Here is a 16278-nt window from a genome sequence, read left to right on the forward strand (position 1 = left end):
GGGGCCATGGATCTGCGTATCTTCACCGAACCGCAGCAGGGCGCCAGCTACGAGACCCTGCTGTCCGTCGCCAAGGCCACGGAGGAATACGGCTTCGACGCCTTCTTCCGGTCCGATCACTATCTGAAGATGGGCAGTGTGGACGGGCTGCCCGGCCCGACCGACGCGTGGATCACGCTGGCCGGCCTGGCGCGCGAGACCAGCCGTATCCGTCTGGGCACCCTGATGACCGCGGGCACCTTCCGGCTGCCCGGCGTGCTGGCCATCCAGGTGGCCCAGGTGGACGCCATGTCCGGCGGCCGGGTCGAACTGGGGCTCGGTGCGGGGTGGTTCGAGGAGGAGCACACCGCGTACGGCATCCCGTTCCCGAAGGAGAAGTTCCCGCGCCTGGAGGAGCAGCTGGCCATCGTGACCGGCCTGTGGGAGACCCAGCCGGGCGACACCTTCTCCTACGACGGTGCCTACTACCAGCTGGCCGACTCGCCCGCGCTGCCCAAGCCCGCGCAGGCGAAGGTGCCGGTGCTGCTCGGTGGCCTGGGCCCCAAGCGGACCCCGGCGCTGGCGGCCCGCTACGCGGACGAGTTCAACATCCCCTTCGCCTCGGTCGCCGACAGCGCGGCCCAGTTCGACCGGGTGCGGGCGGCCGCCACCGAGATCGGCCGGGACCCGGGCGAGCTGGTCTACTCCAACGCCCTGGTGGCCTGTGTCGGCCGGGACGACGCCGAGGTCGCCCGCCGTGCGGCGGCGATCGGCCGCCAGCCGGACGAACTGCGCGAGAACGGACTGGCCGGCTCGCCCGCCGAGGTGGTCGACAAGATCGGCCGCTACGCCGAACTCGGCGCCACCCGGATCTACTTCCAGATCCTGGACCTGTCCGACCTGGACCATCTGGAGCTGATCGCCTCCCAGGTGCAGAGCCAGCTCTGATGCCGCCTCCCGCGCCCCTGGTTCTCGACGGCGGTCTCTCCGACCGGCTCCGGGACCAGGGGTGCGAGCTGTCCGGGGAGCTGTGGACGGCGCGGCTGCTGGCGGACGATCCGGGGCAGCTGCTGGCGGCACACCGCGCCTACGTACGGGCCGGGGCGCGGGTGTTGATCACCGCGAGCTATCAGGCGTCCTTCGAGGGCCTCGCTCGCCGGGGGGTCGCGGCTCCGGCGGCGGCCGGGCTGCTGCGCGACAGCGTGGCCCTGGCCCGCGAGGCGGGCGGCCCAGGCGTACTGGTGGCCGCGTCGGTGGGCCCGTACGGGGCGGTGCTGGGGGACGGGAGCGAGTACCGGGGCGGGTACGGGCTGACCGAGGCGGAGCTGACCGCCTTCCACCGGCGCCGCATCGAGGCGCTGGCGTCAGCCGGGCCCGATCTGCTGGCGCTGGAGACGGTGCCGGAGGTGACCGAGGCCCGGGCCATGCTGCGGGCGGCCCGCGGCTGTGGCATCCCGGTGTGGCTGTCGTACACGGTGGCCGGCGGGCGCACCCGGGCCGGGCAGCCGCTGGCGGAGGCGTTCGCGCTGGCGGCGGGGGAGGAGCAGGTGGTGGCGACCGGGGTGAACTGCTGCGCGCCGGACGAGGTGACGGACGCGGTACGGCTGGCGGTGCGGCTCACGGGCAAACCGGCGATCGCGTATCCCAACAGCGGTGAGCTGTGGGACGCGGCGCGGGGCGGCTGGTACGGCCCCGACCGGTTCGATCCGGCGCTGGCCCTGGAGTGGCGGGCGGCGGGGGCCGGGCTGATCGGTGGCTGCTGCCGGGTGGGGCCGGCCCGGATCGCCGAGCTGGCAGCCGTGTTGCGGGTGTGAATTCCAGCCGTGTTGTGGGGGCGCCCGGCAGCCCGGTGGTGGTGCCCGGACGGACAAAGGCCCAGGTGAGCACCGTACCGATGAGCTTGAATCTTTAACAGTATGTAGCTATTGCACTACGCATCGTGACCTGATCACGGTGTCACGGTGCGCGGGACGTGCGGAACTCCGGCAGAATCGCACCGGTGCCGCGAACCTCCGCCGTGCAGGGCAGAGGTGCGCCGCCACCTCCGGAGCGCGCGCCGGCCATCGCTTCCCCGCCCGTCCGGCCCGCGCTCCGGCCCTCCTCACACGGGGTTGCGCAGAAAACCCACCAGCAGGTCGGCCACCTCCGCCGGGCGCTCCAGGGACGGCAGATGGCCGGCCCAGGGCAGCTCCAGATGGCGGGCGTTGGGCAACTGGTGCGGCAGGGACGCGGCGATCTCGCGGAAGTCGGCGAAGTCATGGGCGCCGGAGACCGCCAGCACGGGAATGGCGCCGATCCGGGCCGGCCGCGGCGGCTCCGGCGGCGGCAGCGCGTCGAACTCCTCGGCCGCCAGCTGCACATCGAACGCCCGCCGCTGCATCAGCCGTACCATCGCCCGGGTGTTGCCGTCGGCGTCCGGGCCCAGCCAGGTGCTCACGTTCAGCTCGACCGCCCCGGCGATGTCATCCGCCTCGATCAGCTGGTCCTCCTTGTCGTCGAAGGCGGCCAGCGAGGGCGAGGGCCGGTGGCCGGGGGCGCCCGCGCACAGCAGGGCGAGCGAGCCGACCCGTTCGGGCCAGCGGGCGGCGAACTCCAGCGCCACCCGCCCCCCGAAGGAGGAGCCGACCACGGCCACCCGGTCCACGGTCAGCTCATCGAGCAGATCCCGGACGTCCTCCGCGTCACTGTGCGGACCGAGCGGGGCCGCGCTGTCACCGTGCCCCCGGAAGTCGGGCCGGATCAGCCGGAAGCCCGCGTCGATCAGGACCCGCCACTGCGGGTCCCACATCCGGCGGTCGCAGACCGAGGAGTGCAGCAACAGCACCGCCGGTCCTTCTCCTGCAACATCATGGGAGAGATAAGGGTGGCTCATCCGATTCCTTCGTTGCGGAACCCTGTGAATCCCCTCGTTCACGAGGAGTAGGTCAGGGACATCATCACCCCATGACGGAGCGTGGGACAAACGCCTACAAGCAACTCACCGATGTGCCCCCGCCGGTGGCGCGGGCCCTGCGGGCGGCACGGGCGGCGGGTTTCGCCTTCTCGTGCCGCCCGGAGCAGGGCCGGCTGCTGTACGCGCTGGCGGGCGGGGCCACCGCGGCGATCGGGGAGACCGGTACGGGCTGTGGCGTCGGGCTGGCCTGGCTGGCCGCCGGGGCGGGGCCCGGGGTGCGGCTGGTGAGTGTGGAACGCGACGCGCGGCGGGCCGCGCTGGCGGCCGAGGTGTTCGCGGACGACGCGCGGGTCACCGTGGTGCACGCCGAGTGGACCGCCCTCGTCGCGCACGGCCCGTTCGACCTGCTGGTGCTGGACGGCGGCGGCCAGGGCAAGGCGCCCGGGGACACCCCGGCCGACCCGCGAGATCTGCTCGCCCCGCACGGCACGGTGGTCATCGACGACTTCACGCCGTCCACCACCTGGCCGCCCACCCACGGGGGAGCGGTCGACCACGCCCGCCTGCACTGGCTCACCCACCCCGCCCTGCACGTCACCGAACTGCGCCTCGCCCCCGACCTGGCCACGGTGGTAGGCACCCGGCGCCAGCCGTCGGACATCTCCTAGGCGCCGGTCCCGGCCGTCTCCCGGCGGGTGACGAGGTCGACCTCCACGGCGGAGCGGGTGCCCCAGCGGTTCACCCGGTGGCAGGTGGCCATGGCGTACAGATACAGCGGACGCAGCACCACCGTGCGCCAGGCGGCGGCGAGCGGGGCGGCGGCGAACAGCAGCGCGGTCTGCCACCCGGTCATGTCGGTGCGCCCGACCGTGAACAGGCGCAGGGCCATCAGATAACTCATGGCCACCCCGATCAGCAGACCCAGCGTCACGACCGTGCCCAGGTGGGGCCGGTAGCCGGGGTGCGCGAGCAGGACCACCGGGATGACGAGGCCGAGCAGGATGTGCAGATACTCGGCGACCGTGGTCCAGAACACCACACCAGCGGCCGGCATGTAGCGCAGCCACCACAGATGCCGCACGGTGGTGCCGCGCATCCACCGCATCTGCTGGCGCAGATAGTGCGACCAGCGCTGCGGCACGAGGGTGAAGACCAGCGCGGACGGCTGGTGGACGGTGTCCCCGGCGAGCAGCGCGTAGAAGGTGAGCATCGAGTCGTCGTTCATCTGCATCGGCCGCCCGCGAAACCGCTCGTTCTCGTAGACGCCCGCGGCGGCGCGCACCGGACCCGCGCGGTAGAAGGCGAGGGTGCCAGAGTTGATGGTGACCCGGCGCAGCACCGACTGGGCGCTGCGCAGACCCCGGGTGAACGGCAGATAGAGCAGGGTGATCAGCCGGGTCAGCGCGTTGGCGTCGTGGTTGAGCACCAGCACCTGGCCGGCCACGGACTGGACCGCGGGGTCGGCGAAGGGCTTGAGCCCTTCCGCCACGGCGTCCGGGTCCAGGACGGAGTCGCTGTCGAGGGTGACGAAGATGTCGGCGTCGTCCTGCGCCAGGACGTGCATCTGGGCGTGCCGCTTGCCCCGGTTGGGGGTCCGGTCCCAGGTCGCGGTGATGCCGCGGGCTGCCGCGCGCCGCAGGAACGTGTCGCGGACGCCGTCGTAGGTGAGGGGAGTGCCGTCCGGGTGCGCCGATCCGTCGTCGACGACGCGGATCCGGGTGACCGGCCTGGACTGCACGAGCACCGAGTGCAGGCAGGCGCGCAGGATGGCCGGGTCCTCGTTGTAGACCGGGATCTGCACCGTCACCGTGAGGGCATCCGGGTGATGGCCGGGGGCGGGGGGCGGTTGCCTGGGGCGTTCGAGCCAGGAGAGCGGCACCCACCACAGCAGGACGAAGGAGACGAGCCAGGGAACGGCGAGGCCGCCCGGGTGCGCTCCCAGGAGTTCGCGCACGGTGGTCACGGCGTGCGCGATGACCCACGCGGCGAAGCCGGTCAGCGGCACCAGGCCCAGCGGGACGAGCAGCCAGGGTGAACGGTGCCAGGCCCGGTGCAGTACGGGGACGCCCGGCCAGCGGCCGACCCCCGAGGCCCGGTGCGTCACGGCGAGAGCGCCCCGCGCCGCCGCCGGAAGGACACCCGCACCACGAGCGCCCCCACCAGGACGAAGGCGGCACTGGCCACCACCAGCCACAGCTGTCCGGCGGCCAGCCCGGTGGCGGCGAGGGTTCCGCCGGGCCCGGCGATCGATCCATAGGACATGAGCACCTCCACGGGAAGCGATACCGGGAGAATATGACCATCTGTCCTGCGGCGCAGCGCGGCGGAGGGCGCCACGAGGGCCCCCGTCCGCCGCCCGGCGGTGGCTCAGCCGGTGTACTCCGGCGGCCGCAGCTCGTTCTCCAGCACGGTCATGAGGATCAGGTCGTGCCAGCGCCCGTCGCGGCGGAAGCCGTCGCGCTGCCGGCCGTCCTCGGTGAATCCGGCCTTGGCGTACGCGCGGCGGGCGGCGGCGTTGTCGGCCGCCACCCACAGCGTGATGGAGTGCAGCCGCAACTGGTCGAAGCCGTAGCGGCACAGCGTGCGGACGGCGTCCGTGCCGTAGCCCTGGCCCCAGGAGTCCTTCTCGCCCAGGTAGATGTCCAGCACGGCCATGCCGTTCTCGGCCTCGAAGTCGCGTAGATCGGTCACCCCGATCAGCCGGCCCTCGTCCCGGGTCTCGACGGCCAGCAGCAGCCGTTCATAGCTGCTGTTGGGCTCCCGTTCCTCGATCCGGCGGCGGGTCTGCGCGAGTGACTGGGGGTAGGAGGTGTCCAGCCAGCGCATCACCTGCGGGTCGTGGTTCCAGCGCCACAGGGCTTCGGCATCGTCGGGCTCCATCGCCCGCAGTCGTACAAGATCTCCGGTCAGCATCCCTGACAGATACCAGCCAACCCCGCCCGCGCTCAACGCATTTCCCGGCGCGGGCGGTCACCGGGGCGTCAGCCCAGGGTCGCCACCATCACTGCCTTGATGGTGTGCATCCGGTTCTCGGCCTGGTCGAAGACCACCGAGTGCTGCGACTCGAAGACCTCGTCGGTGACCTCCAGCGAGCTGAGACCGTAGCGTTCGTGCAGCTCACGGCCCACCTGGGTGCCCAGGTCGTGGAAGGCGGGCAGGCAGTGCAGGAAACGGACGTCCGGGTTTCCGGTGGCGCGCAGCACGTCCATGGTGACGGCGTACGGGGTCAGCAGCCCGATCCGCTCCTCCCACGCCTCGACCGGCTCACCCATCGACACCCACACATCGGTGGCCACGAAGTCCGCGCCCGCCACGCCCTCGGCGACATCCTCGGTCAGCGTGATCCGGGCCCCGGTGCGCTCCGCCAGCTCCCGCGCCGCGGCGACCACCGTGTCCTCGGGCCACAGCACGCGCGGCGCGACGATCCGTACGTCCATGCCGAGCAGCGCGCCGGTGGCCAGGTAGGAGTTGCCCATGTTGTTGCGGGCGTCGCCGAGGTAGGCGTAGGCGATCTCCTCCAGCGGCCGGTCGCTGTGCTCGGTCATGGTCAGCACGTCGGCGAGCATCTGGGTGGGGTGCCAGTCGTCGGTGAGGCCGTTGTACACCGGGACCCCGGCGTGCGCGGCCAGCTCCTCCACCGTCTGCTGGGCGGAGCCCCGGTACTGGATCGCGTCGAACATCCGGCCGAGCACCCGCGCGGTGTCCTTGGCCGACTCCTTGTATCCGACGTGGGTGCCCGAGGGGTCCAGATAGGTGGTGGCGGCCCCCTGGTCGGCCGCCGCCACCTCGAACGAACAGCGGGTACGGGTGGACGCCTTCTCGAAGATCAGCGCGATGTTCTTGCCCACCAGCCGCCGCTCCTCGGCCCCGGCGCGCCGGGCGGCCTTCAGCTCGGCGGCCAGGGTGACCAGGGAACGGAACTCCTCCGGGGTGAGGTCCAGTTCCTTGAGCAAGTGGCGGCCGGTGAGTTCTGTCGCCATGAGAGGGCTCCTGATCCGAAAAGATGACTGACGGTGTTCGATGGCTGGAATTCTATACGGGCCCTCTCATGGCTATGCAAGGGCCGTCGGGCCCGGCCGGCTCAGCTCACCGGATCCCGCTCCACCGGGCAGCTCATGCAGCGCGGCCCGCCCCGTCCCCGCCCCAGCTCACTGCCCGGGATCTCCAGCACCTCGATGCCGCTGCGCCGCAGATACGTATTGGTCGTCACGTTGCGCTCGTACGTCACCACCACGCCCGGCTCCACCGCCAGTACGTTGCAGCCGTCGTCCCACTGCTCCCGCTCCGCCGCGTGCACATCCTGCGTCGCGGTCAGCACCCGGATGGAGTCCAGGCCCAGCGCCGCCGCGATCGCCCGGTGCATGTGCTCCGGCGGATGGTCGGTCACCTTCAGCCCCCCGTCGTCCGAACCCGGCTCGATGGTGTACGACCGCAGCATCCCCAGCCCCGCGTACTGGGTGAAGCTCTCCGCGTCCACCATCGTCAGCACCGTGTCCAAGTGCATGAACGCCCGCCGCTTGGGCATGTCCAGCGCCACGATCACGCGCGCCGAACCCGTCGCGAACAGCCGCCGCGCCAGCAGCTCCACCGCCTGCGGCGTGGTCCGCTCGCTCATCCCCACCAGCACGGCACCGCCGCCGATCACCAGCACGTCCCCGCCCTCGATGGTGGACGGATGCCCGCCCTGCCCCTCCGACCACCGGTGGAACGCCCCGGCCCCGGGCCCGGCGAACAGCGGGTGGTGCCCGTAGATCGCCTCGAAGTGCACGCTCTCGCGCTGCCTGGCCGGCCAGCGCATCGCGTTGATGGCCACCCCGTCGTACACCCACGCCGAGGTGTCCCGGGTGAACAGGTGGTTGGGCAGCGGCTGGAGCAGGAAGTCGTCCTGCTCCATCACGTGGAACCGCACCGAGGACGGCTCGCGGTGCGCGTCCAGGTACTCCCGCTTGGTCATGCCCCCGATCAGCGCCTCGGCCAGCTCCTCGTCCGGCAGCCCCTCGAACACCGAACGCAGTTCATCGGTGGCCAGCGGCCCGTACTCGCGCTCGTCGAAGACCCGGTCGAGCACCAGGCCCCGCGCCGCCGGGATCGCCAGCGACTCGGCGAGCAGCTCCCCGAACAGATGCACGGTGACGCCGCGCTCGCGAAGCAGCTCGGCGAAGGTGTCGTGCTCCTGCTGCGCCCGGCGCACCCACAGCACGTCGTCGAAGAGCAGATCGTTCTTGTTGCTCGGGGTGAGCCGCTTCAGTTCAAGACCGGGCCGGTGCAGGATGACGCGGCGCAGCCGCCCGGTCTCGGAGTCGACATGGAAGGTCATGTCCCCATCCTGCGTCATCCGTCCCGTGCTGCCCCTCCCGTTGCGCGATCAGGTTCCTGACAGTCCGCGCGGGCGGGCGGGACCGTGTCCCGGGCCGGGGCGCCGTGTGCTCCGGGCCGATGGCCCATAGTGTCGGAACATGGCGCGCAGCAGGCTGTACCGTGGCGGATCGCTGATCCGGGAGGACTTCCCGGTCCAGGAGATCTCCGATCATCTGGCCGATCCCGCCACGCTGATCTGGCTGGACCTGCTCCACCCCAGCGCGGAGAAGCTCGCCCGGGTCGGCCAGGAGTTCGGCCTGCACGAGCTGGCCCTGGAGGACGCCGCCAAGGCCGGCCAGCGCCCCAAGCTCGACCGCTACCGGGCGCACGAGTTCTTCAGCGGCTACGCGGTCATCGTCGAACCGGGCGGCGGGCTGCGCACCACCGAGATCGCCGCCTTCATCACCGGCCAGGCGCTGATCACCGTGCGCCAGGACGACGGGTTCGACATCGATGACGTCGTCGCCCGCTGGGACGACAGCCCCGACCTCGCGGACCAGGGCGTGGGCTTTCTGCTGCACGGGCTCCTGGACCATCTCGTGGACGGGCACTTCCAGGCCGTCCAGCAGATGGACGACGCCATCGAGGAACTGGAGGAGCTGCTGTTCGCCGAGGACCCGGGGCGGATCCGGCAGGTGCAGCGCGACGCGTACGAGCTGCGCAAGTCCCTGGTGGGGCTGCGCCGGGTGGTGCTGCCGATGCGCGAGGTCGTCAACACCCTGATGCGCCCCGGGCTGGGGGTGGTGACCGGCCCGCTCATGCCGTACTACCAGGACATCTACGACCACGTGCTGCGGGCCGCCGAGTGGACCGAGTCACTGCGCGACATGGTGGCCTCCGTGATGGAGACGAACCTGTCCGTCCAGAGCAACCGGATGAACCTCATCATGAAGAAGGTGACCAGCTGGGCGGCGATCATCGCCGTGCCCACCGCGATCACCGGGTTCTACGGGCAGAACGTCCCGTACCCCGGTTTCAGCGACCACTTCGGGCTGATCACCTCCAGCACACTGATCGTGGGCATCACCGTGCTGCTGTTCGTGCTCTTCCGCCGCAACGACTGGCTGTGACGCCCACGGGGCGCGGGGCCGTGCGGGTCAGGGCAGGAAGGCCCCGGCCAGCAGATAGGGCAGGCTCCCGGCCAGCAGCCCGGCGAAGATCACGGTGGCGGCCGTCGTCGCGACACTGTCGTGCCGCCGCGCCAGCACCCCGGTGGCGACCAGCCCACCCGCGCCGAACAGCAGCCCGTACAGGGCGATGACGGGGGAGGCGAGCAGGGCCAGCAGGCCGGTGGCGGCGAACAGGAACAGTGTCCAGCGGGCTGTCCGGTGCTCCATCGCACGACCCGGTGTCTGATGCGTCGTCTGGTTCATGATGGAACTCCTCAGCGCAGTCAGATGGTTGACCGTCCGTGAGGGAGTGTTCCCCCGTCGCGCACACGATCATGCACCGATGGGCGCCTGGATCGCACAGTTCCCACACATGGGTGTGCCGGGGAAAACCTCTGTCCTGCCGCCCGGTGGGGGAGGAGACTCGGAGTCATGGCTGATATGGAGTCCTTCCGGGAGGCGGTCATCACGTGGGCCGCCGGTGGCCCCGGCGACGTGGCGGCCGAGCTGGCCGCGCGCCTGCCCGTACGGGCGGCCGTCCTGCTGGAGGGCCCGAGCGATGTCGCGGCGGTCGAGGCGCTGGCCGCCGGCCGTGGCCGGAAGCTGGATGCCGAAGGGGTCTGCGTCCTGCCCATCGGCGGTGCGATGAGCGTGGGGCGCTTCGCCCGCCTGCTCGGTCCTGAGGGTCTGGGCCTGCGCCTGACCGGACTGTGCGACGCGCGGGAGCGCCCCTTCTACGAGAAGGCGCTGGCGCCCACGGCCGCTTCGCCGCGCACGTTCTTCGTCTGCGCCGCCGACCTGGAGGACGAGCTGATCCGCGCCCTGGGCGTGCCCCGGGTGCGCGAGCTGATCCGGGCGGAGGGCGACCTGCGGGCCCTGGAGACCTTCGAACGCCAGCCCGCCCAGCGCGAGCGCACCGCGCACCAGCGGATGCGACGCTTCCTCGGCACGAAGAAGGGGCGCAAGATCCACTACGGCCGGGTCCTGGTCGAGGCCCTGGGGCCACGCGACGTCCCCGCCCCGCTGGAGGAGCTGTTCGCCACGCTGTGAACGACGGGCCGCGCGTCCGGTCCCGCCCCGGTGAACGACGCCGTGCGGCGGATCAGGACGCCGGCGCCTGAACGCCCGGCGGCTGGAGAAGACGTTCCAGCAGCAGCAACCCGCTCTTCAGATCGGCGCTCTCGTCGAGCAGCCACTGGGTGCTGAGCCCGTCGGCCACGGCGAGGACCAGGGAGGCCGCCTCGTCCAGAGGGATGTCCGACCGGACGGTACCGGCCGCCCGGCCCTCTTCGAGAAGCGTCCGGATCTCACCCCGCAGATGGGCGTACCGCTCGGAGAAGTGCGCCCGTGAGCGGTCGTTCCCGGCCTCCAGCGCGTGCGCCACCATGCTGTTCAGCAGGGCCATCAGCCCCGGTACCCGCATGCTGTGCTCGGCCGAGCGCTGGACGAGGTCGATGAAGGAGCCGGCGTCCCGCTCGGTGGTGTCGAGGAAGCGCCGGTCGTACTCCTGGAGCACTTCCAGGAAGAGCTGTTCGCGGGTGCCGAAGTGGTGCTTGAGCACCGGATGCGTCACGCCGATCGCCTCCGCGACGGCGCGCAGCGACGTTCCCTCGAACCCCAGCCGGTCGTAGACCGCCAGCACTTCGTCAATGATCTGCTGCCGCCGGGCGAGGCCCTTGGCGTACTTCCCCCGCTTGGTCTCGCCGTCCTGCCGGGGCGGCCGGTCGTCCGATGGGCCCTGGCCGGTCATGGCACACCTCCACTGCGCTCGCCGGGCCGGTGCGGCACGGCCCGCCCGATCCTATGACTGCGACCACGAAAATATCCACCTGGATATTTTTGCGGTACGGTCGTTCCAGCGACCGCTCACGAAGGTGACGTCACGGGAAACCGCACCCACCCGACGCGGCGCGGACGAGCACACACAGGAGGAATGGCCATGGCATGGCAGTTGTTCAGGCTCGGACGCTGGTCGTTCCGGCACCGCTGGACCGTGGTGGGAATCTGGACCCTGCTGCTCCTCACCCTCGCCGTCGGAGCGACGACCCTCTCCGGCAGGACGAACGACAACTTCGAGCTGTCCGGCCTCGAATCGACCCAGGCGTTCGACCTCATCAAGGAACGCGACCCCGAGGCCGCCCCCGACGGCGCCACCGCCAGGATCGTCTTCCAGGCACCGGAGAACGCCTCCCTGACGGACCCGGCCGGCCAACAGGCGGTGACCGAGGCCCTCGCCGCCCTGACGACGGACAACGTGCACGCGGTCCTCGACCCGTTCACCTACGGCACGATCACCGAGGACGGCCGCACCGGCTACGCCTCGGTCAGCTACGCCCACAGCGCCGCCGACCTCTCCCCGGCCGACCGCGAAGCCCTCGAAACCGCCCGCGACATCGCCGAACGGGCCGGCCTGACGGCCACCGTCGGCGGCGATGTCCTCGGCGTCGAGATGGACGGGGCCCTCGCCGAACTGATGGGCATCGCCATCGCCCTCGTGGTGCTCGCCCTGACCTTCGGATCGCTCCTCGCGGCCGGGATGCCGCTGCTCACCGCGCTGGTCGGCGTCGGCATCGGCGTCGCCGCCATCGCCACCCTGACCGGCTTCACCGAGCTGAGCACCACGACTCCCGCGCTCGGCACGATGCTCGGCCTGGCCGTCGGCATCGACTACGCGCTGTTCATCCTCTCCCGCTACCAGAGTGAGGTGCGCCAGGGCCGCCCGCTGGAGGAGGCGGCGGGCCGCGCCGTGGGCACCGCCGGTTCGGCGGTGGTCTTCGCCGGACTCACCGTCATCATCGCGCTCGTCGGCCTCTCCGTGTGCGGCATCGGCTTCCTCACCGAGATGGGCCTGGGCGGGGCGTTCACCGTGGCCATCGCCGTACTCGTCGCCCTCACCCTGCTGCCCGCACTCCTCGGCCTCGCCGGCCCCCGCGTCACCGGACGACGCTCCCCGAAGAAGCCCACCGCCGCGTCCGACGCCGATGACGCCCCCGCCACCCGCCCCCGTACCCTCGGCCGCCGCTGGGTCGAAGGCCTCGCCCGGTACCGCTGGCCGGCACTCGTGGCCGGGATCGCGATCGCCGCCGTCGCCGCCCTCCCCGCGGCCTCCCTGCAACTCGCGCTCCCCGGCGACAGCACCAAGCCCGCCGGCAGCGACGCCCGCGTCGCCTACGACGTCATCTCCGACGAGTTCGGCGCCGGAGCCAACGGCCCGCTGCTCGTGGTCATCGACACCGACCGGGCCCCGGACCCTGCCTCGGCGGTCGACACCGCCACGCAGACCCTGGCGACGCTGGCCGCCCGCGACGACTCCTCCATCGCCGCCGTCATCCCGGCTCTCACCAGCGACAACCCCGAAGCGGTACAGGCCTACACGCAGCAACTCGCCACGGCCCGCCTCGCCACCCTCACGGTGATCCCCGTCGCCGGTCCCTCGCACCAGTCCACCAAGGACCTCGTCGCCGACCTCCGCACCACCCTGGCGGACCTGCCCGAGCAGACCGGCGCCCGTGCGATGGTCACCGGCCTCACCGCCGTCGATGTCGACATCTCCAACGCGCTCATCGACGTGTTCCCGCTCTATCTCGCCGTCGTCGTCGGCCTGGCCGTCATCCTCCTGATCGCGGTCTTCCGTTCCCTCTGGGTACCGCTGAAGGCCGCCCTCGGCTTCCTCTTCTCCGTCGGCGCCGCCCTGGGCGCGACCGTCGCGGTCTTCCAGTGGGGCTGGCTCAACCAACTCGTCGGACTCGACGCCACCGGCCCGGTGCTCTTCCTGCTGCCGATCCTGCTGACCGGCATCCTGTTCGGCCTGGCGATGGACTACGAGGTCTTTCTCGTCACCCGCATGCGGGAGGCGTATGTCCACGGCACCCCGGCACGGCAGGCCGTCATCGACGGATTCACCCACAGCGCCCGCGTCGTGGGGGCCGCCGCCCTCATCATGGTCGGCGTCTTCGCGGGCTTCACCCTGACCGACGACATCATCCTCAAGACCATCGGATTCGCCCTCGCCGTCGGTGTCCTGGTCGACGCGTTCCTGGTCCGCATGCTCATCGTCCCGGCGGTCATGTTCATCATCGGCCGGCGCATCTGGTGGATGCCCCGCGCGATGGACCGCCTCATCCCCACCGTGGACGTCGAGGGCGAGGCCCTCGCCGCCCGCCTCGCGGCGAACGGCCCGCACACACCGGAGAACAACGCGGCGGCAGCCCCCAACAGGTCAGCCACGAGGGAACCCATCGCTTAAGACCTTTAAGCGACGTCTGACCGTTCGCGGCAGCGCACGCCATCGGGCGACGCCCAGCGACCGCGACACAACCCACCACCCCCGCCGGGCAGGAGCACCCCGCTCCCTGCCCGGCGGGCACCTGTGTCACCCGCCACTCCTCGTCGAGAGCACTGCCCGGACGGTCTTCCCACTCGGCGGATACGGAACGACGTCCCAGTGCTCGCTGAGCGCCGCGACCAGCGCCAGACCACGCCCTGACGGCAGCAGCTCATCGACCGTCGTACACACCGGGGGAGCCTGCGGAAAGACGTCCCCCCGGGCGTCCGTGACCTCGACCCGCAGACAGCCGGCCGAGGGGGCGAAGACCATCCCGAACCGGAAATCACGCCCTGGCACCCGGCCGTGCAGCACGGCGTTGGTGGCGAGTTCCGCGATGACGATCTCGGCCCGCTCGACCAGATCCTCCGGTGCGCCCCAGCACCGCAGTTCGTCCACACCCAGCAGCCGTGCGAGCCGGGCGCCGCGCCAGGTGGACGAGAACAGCTGGCTGGAGGTGCGGACGGTGGCGCCGACGTGTGGAGTCGCTTGGTTCATGCCGCCAGATTGGCGGCCGTTCCGCCCGTCCGCGATCCCTTCGCCCCGTACACGGCGTCAACGTACGCACACGCGGAGTGGACAGTACGCGGGCGGTGTCAGCAGGCTGGAGGACGCGTGGACAGCGCTCGGAGCACGTCGCGGAGCGGCGCGGAGAGGAAGGCGGCGCATGGACATCGCCGAAGAGAACACGGCCCCGGCCACGGTCGCGGAGGCACTTCCGGCCCCGGCGGGGGAGTACGAACGCGAACCCCACCCCTCCGACAGTCTGCGCACCTTCGGCGCGGTCGTCCAGGCCCTGCGCGAACACGCCGGACTCAGCCGCGTCGAACTCGGCGAGCGGGTGCGGTACTCCAGGCACACCGTCGAATCCGTGGAACTGGGCCGCCGGATGCCGGACGAGGCGTTCGTGGAACGCGCGGAAGAAGCCCTCGGCAACACCGGCGCCCTCCGCCGCGCCGCCCGCCACCTCACCCGGGGCGAGGCCGGGTTGGCGGCATGGTTCCGCCGCTGGGCTCGGCTGGAACGCGAGGCGGTGAGCCTGTGCACCTACGAATGCCGACTGGTGCCGGGCTTGTTGCAGTCGGAGACGTACGCGCGGGCGGTGTTCGAGGGCACGATCCCCCTGCGTACCGACGAGGAACTGGAAGCCCAGCTCGCCGCCCGAATGCACCGCCAAGAGACGATGCGCGAACGGCCCACTGTCCCCTTCAGCTTCATCGTCGAGGAGCACGTCTTCCGTCGCCGTTTCGGCGACGCGCAGGCGATGCGCGAACTGATCGACCACGTGCTGGAACGCAGCGCTCCACGCAACGTCTCACTGCAAGTGGTTCCGCTCGAAGGCGGCCTGCACGCGTGCCTGGACGGCCCGGTCCAGGTACTGGAAACCCCGGAGGGCCGCCGGCTCGGATACTCCGAAGGACAGAAGAACGGGAGGCTCATCTCCGACGCAAAAGAGGTGAGTGCACTCTGCCAGCGCTATGACACACTGCGCTCGCAGGCCCTGAGCCCGGGCGCATCCCGGGACCTGCTGGAGCGACTGCGAGGAGAGCTATGAGCAGCGGCACGACTGGACTCGCCTGGTTCAAGTCCAGCTACAGCGGCAGCGAGGGCGACAGCTGCGTGGAGATCGCCATCACCGAACAAGCCATCCACGTACGGGACTCCAAGGACCCCACCCACCCGCCCTTCACGATCAGCCGCCAAGGCTGGTCCCCCTTCGTACGCTTCGCGATCCAGCACTGAACAAACGACACAGCCCGTCGGCCGCCGGGCACCCCCAATGTCGGCCCAAAGCCAAGCAGCGGTCGCCCAATGACCGCTGCTTGCCCTCCAATCCAGTCCTGACGGCCGTGCTGGATCATCGGCAAGTGGAACGACCCGTCCGGAACACCCCCGCAGGTGCGGGGACGACGTGCAGACGCGCCGTGGTGGCCTGCACCTGTACGGAACACCCCCGCAGGTGCGGGGACGACTACCAGCTGCCGCTGGAGGTGATCTGCCACCTCGGAACACCCCCGCAGGTGCGGGGACGACTCGGGTCCACCCGCTCCGCCTCGCGCCGCAGGGCGGAACACTCCCGCAGGTGCGGGGACGACCCACCGGCGAGAGTCGGGTCACCGTGCCCGACCGGAACACCCCCGCAGGTGCGGGGACGACCGACCACGGTTTGCAGCTCGTCACCGATACCGCGGAACACCCCCGCAGGTGCGGGGACGACAGATGTGGTATGCCGTGATCACCAGCAGCGCTGGGAACACCCCCGCAGGTGCGGGGACGACGCCGGAATAGGCGATAGCGATGCCACCACGGAACGGAACACCCCCGCAGGTGCGGGGACGACTTGCGGGCCGCACGCCAGTGCTCCGCGCGGGCCGGAACACCCCCGCAGGTGCGGGGACGACGAGCGAGAGCCGATGGACGACGCGCTACGCACGGGAACACTCCCGCAGGTGCGGGGACGACCGCGACAACAGCGGCAGCTGCAACGGGGCCGACGGAACACCCCCGCAGGTGCGGGGACGACTGCCCCCACAGGCCGGGGCCCATCTGGAAGCCGGGAACACCCCCGCAGGTGCGGGGACGACCTGGACGCGCAGGTCGTGTACGAGAACGAC

The 16278-nt window shown here is 71.3% G+C and carries 17 protein-coding genes and 1 CRISPR repeat array (1 of these 18 running past the window's edge); of the genes, 8 read left to right on the plus strand and 9 right to left on the minus strand.

Going from position 1 to position 16278, the window contains the following annotated elements; all coding sequences use genetic code 11:
* The first annotated feature begins 6 nt into the window (after positions 1-6).
* Both SXIM_RS22805 and mmuM read left to right on the plus strand, forming a co-directional pair.
* Complete coding sequence (locus SXIM_RS22805; RefSeq protein WP_030730374.1) at positions 7-927, plus strand: LLM class F420-dependent oxidoreductase; 921 nt, start codon at positions 7-9, stop codon at positions 925-927.
* On the plus strand, positions 927-1793 hold the full coding sequence (gene mmuM / locus SXIM_RS22810; RefSeq protein WP_030730377.1) for a homocysteine S-methyltransferase: 867 nt from the start codon (positions 927-929) through the stop codon (positions 1791-1793). Before SXIM_RS22805 ends, mmuM begins: the two co-directional genes overlap by 1 nt.
* Before the next feature lie 287 nt (positions 1794-2080).
* On the opposite strand, the gene SXIM_RS22815 is transcribed toward mmuM, so the two are convergent.
* On the minus strand, positions 2081-2851 hold the full coding sequence (locus tag SXIM_RS22815) for an alpha/beta fold hydrolase (RefSeq protein WP_030730379.1): 771 nt from the start codon (positions 2849-2851) through the stop codon (positions 2081-2083).
* Positions 2852-2922: 71 nt separating this feature from the next.
* On the opposite strand from SXIM_RS22815, the gene SXIM_RS22820 reads away from it, so the two are divergent.
* Positions 2923-3540 carry an O-methyltransferase gene (locus tag SXIM_RS22820; protein ID WP_046725005.1) on the plus strand — a complete coding sequence of 206 codons (618 nt, stop codon included), beginning with the start codon at positions 2923-2925 and terminating at the stop codon, positions 3538-3540.
* Here SXIM_RS22820 and SXIM_RS22825 read toward each other — a convergent pair.
* The 5 genes from SXIM_RS22825 to SXIM_RS22840 all read right to left on the minus strand — a co-directional run bounded on the left by SXIM_RS22825 (position 3537) and on the right by SXIM_RS22840 (position 8189).
* Positions 3537-4976, minus strand: coding sequence for a glycosyltransferase family 2 protein (locus SXIM_RS22825; RefSeq protein WP_246156920.1), 1440 nt, complete (start codon positions 4974-4976; stop codon positions 3537-3539). The genes SXIM_RS22820 and SXIM_RS22825 overlap by 4 nt on opposite strands.
* A complete protein-coding gene (locus SXIM_RS27575) occupies positions 4973-5134 on the minus strand; it encodes a hypothetical protein (protein WP_168222790.1) in 162 nt (53 codons plus the stop codon). Before SXIM_RS27575 ends, SXIM_RS22825 begins: the two co-directional genes overlap by 4 nt.
* Positions 5135-5239: 105 nt before the next feature.
* Positions 5240-5752 carry a GNAT family N-acetyltransferase gene (locus tag SXIM_RS22830; protein WP_246156921.1) on the minus strand — a complete coding sequence of 171 codons (513 nt, stop codon included), beginning with the start codon at positions 5750-5752 and terminating at the stop codon, positions 5240-5242.
* A gap of 101 nt (positions 5753-5853) precedes the next feature.
* Positions 5854-6852: an ornithine carbamoyltransferase gene (gene argF / locus SXIM_RS22835; protein ID WP_030730385.1), complete on the minus strand. Its 999-nt coding sequence runs from the start codon at positions 6850-6852 to the stop codon at positions 5854-5856.
* 101 nt (positions 6853-6953) lie between these two features.
* Entirely contained in the window at positions 6954-8189 is a 1236-nt protein-coding gene (locus SXIM_RS22840) for an arginine deiminase (protein ID WP_030730386.1), read from the minus strand.
* Positions 8190-8328: 139 nt separating this feature from the next.
* On the opposite strand from SXIM_RS22840, the gene SXIM_RS22845 reads away from it, so the two are divergent.
* Entirely contained in the window at positions 8329-9300 is a 972-nt protein-coding gene (locus SXIM_RS22845) for a magnesium transporter CorA family protein (RefSeq protein WP_030730387.1), read from the plus strand.
* Between the two features lie 27 nt (positions 9301-9327).
* Here the strand turns inward: SXIM_RS22845 and SXIM_RS22850 are convergent, their stop codons facing one another.
* Positions 9328-9603, minus strand: a complete 276-nt coding sequence (locus SXIM_RS22850; RefSeq protein ID WP_148236154.1) for a hypothetical protein — start codon at positions 9601-9603, stop codon at positions 9328-9330.
* Between the two features lie 168 nt (positions 9604-9771).
* Here SXIM_RS22850 and SXIM_RS22855 point away from each other — a divergent pair, with 168 nt between their 5' ends.
* Positions 9772-10389, plus strand: coding sequence for a TOPRIM nucleotidyl transferase/hydrolase domain-containing protein (locus SXIM_RS22855; protein ID WP_030730392.1), 618 nt, complete (start codon positions 9772-9774; stop codon positions 10387-10389).
* Positions 10390-10441: 52 nt separating this feature from the next.
* Here the strand turns inward: SXIM_RS22855 and SXIM_RS22860 are convergent, their stop codons facing one another.
* Positions 10442-11089: a TetR/AcrR family transcriptional regulator gene (locus tag SXIM_RS22860; RefSeq protein ID WP_046725007.1), complete on the minus strand. Its 648-nt coding sequence runs from the start codon at positions 11087-11089 to the stop codon at positions 10442-10444.
* A gap of 189 nt (positions 11090-11278) precedes the next feature.
* Between SXIM_RS22860 and SXIM_RS22865 the strand changes: the two genes are divergently transcribed.
* A complete protein-coding gene (locus SXIM_RS22865; RefSeq protein ID WP_078847114.1) occupies positions 11279-13585 on the plus strand; it encodes an MMPL family transporter in 2307 nt (768 codons plus the stop codon).
* Between the two features lie 126 nt (positions 13586-13711).
* On the opposite strand, the gene SXIM_RS22870 is transcribed toward SXIM_RS22865, so the two are convergent.
* Positions 13712-14161, minus strand: coding sequence for an ATP-binding protein (locus SXIM_RS22870; protein WP_046725008.1), 450 nt, complete (start codon positions 14159-14161; stop codon positions 13712-13714).
* Between the two features lie 169 nt (positions 14162-14330).
* Here SXIM_RS22870 and SXIM_RS22875 point away from each other — a divergent pair, with 169 nt between their 5' ends.
* A complete protein-coding gene (locus tag SXIM_RS22875; protein WP_046725009.1) occupies positions 14331-15218 on the plus strand; it encodes a helix-turn-helix domain-containing protein in 888 nt (295 codons plus the stop codon).
* A complete protein-coding gene (locus SXIM_RS22880) occupies positions 15215-15406 on the plus strand; it encodes a DUF397 domain-containing protein (protein ID WP_046725010.1) in 192 nt (63 codons plus the stop codon). The genes SXIM_RS22875 and SXIM_RS22880 overlap by 4 nt, the downstream gene beginning before the upstream one ends.
* Before the next feature lie 141 nt (positions 15407-15547).
* Positions 15548-16278: a CRISPR direct-repeat array (repeat unit 28 nt; unit sequence GGAACACCCCCGCAGGTGCGGGGACGAC); it runs 519 nt beyond the window's last position.

Origin of the sequence: Streptomyces xiamenensis (assembly GCF_000993785.3) — a bacterium.
GTDB lineage: Bacteria > Actinomycetota > Actinomycetes > Streptomycetales > Streptomycetaceae > Streptomyces > Streptomyces xiamenensis.

Coding starts and splice junctions, on each gene's coding strand:
- SXIM_RS22855 (WP_030730392.1), top strand. CDS start 9,772: ATGGCTGATATGGAGTCCTTCCGGGAGGCGGTCATCACGTGGGCCGCC.
- SXIM_RS22845 (WP_030730387.1), top strand. CDS start 8,329: ATGGCGCGCAGCAGGCTGTACCGTGGCGGATCGCTGATCCGGGAGGAC.
- mmuM (WP_030730377.1), top strand. CDS start 927: ATGCCGCCTCCCGCGCCCCTGGTTCTCGACGGCGGTCTCTCCGACCGG.
- SXIM_RS22820 (WP_046725005.1), top strand. CDS start 2,923: ATGACGGAGCGTGGGACAAACGCCTACAAGCAACTCACCGATGTGCCC.
- SXIM_RS22860 (WP_046725007.1), bottom strand. CDS start 11,089: ATGACCGGCCAGGGCCCATCGGACGACCGGCCGCCCCGGCAGGACGGC.
- SXIM_RS22840 (WP_030730386.1), bottom strand. CDS start 8,189: ATGACCTTCCATGTCGACTCCGAGACCGGGCGGCTGCGCCGCGTCATC.
- SXIM_RS22870 (WP_046725008.1), bottom strand. CDS start 14,161: ATGAACCAAGCGACTCCACACGTCGGCGCCACCGTCCGCACCTCCAGC.
- SXIM_RS22880 (WP_046725010.1), top strand. CDS start 15,215: ATGAGCAGCGGCACGACTGGACTCGCCTGGTTCAAGTCCAGCTACAGC.
- SXIM_RS22850 (WP_148236154.1), bottom strand. CDS start 9,603: ATGAACCAGACGACGCATCAGACACCGGGTCGTGCGATGGAGCACCGG.
- SXIM_RS22875 (WP_046725009.1), top strand. CDS start 14,331: ATGGACATCGCCGAAGAGAACACGGCCCCGGCCACGGTCGCGGAGGCA.
- SXIM_RS22865 (WP_078847114.1), top strand. CDS start 11,279: ATGGCATGGCAGTTGTTCAGGCTCGGACGCTGGTCGTTCCGGCACCGC.
- SXIM_RS22830 (WP_246156921.1), bottom strand. CDS start 5,752: ATGGAGCCCGACGATGCCGAAGCCCTGTGGCGCTGGAACCACGACCCG.
- SXIM_RS27575 (WP_168222790.1), bottom strand. CDS start 5,134: ATGTCCTATGGATCGATCGCCGGGCCCGGCGGAACCCTCGCCGCCACC.
- SXIM_RS22805 (WP_030730374.1), top strand. CDS start 7: ATGGATCTGCGTATCTTCACCGAACCGCAGCAGGGCGCCAGCTACGAG.
- SXIM_RS22815 (WP_030730379.1), bottom strand. CDS start 2,851: ATGAGCCACCCTTATCTCTCCCATGATGTTGCAGGAGAAGGACCGGCG.
- argF (WP_030730385.1), bottom strand. CDS start 6,852: ATGGCGACAGAACTCACCGGCCGCCACTTGCTCAAGGAACTGGACCTC.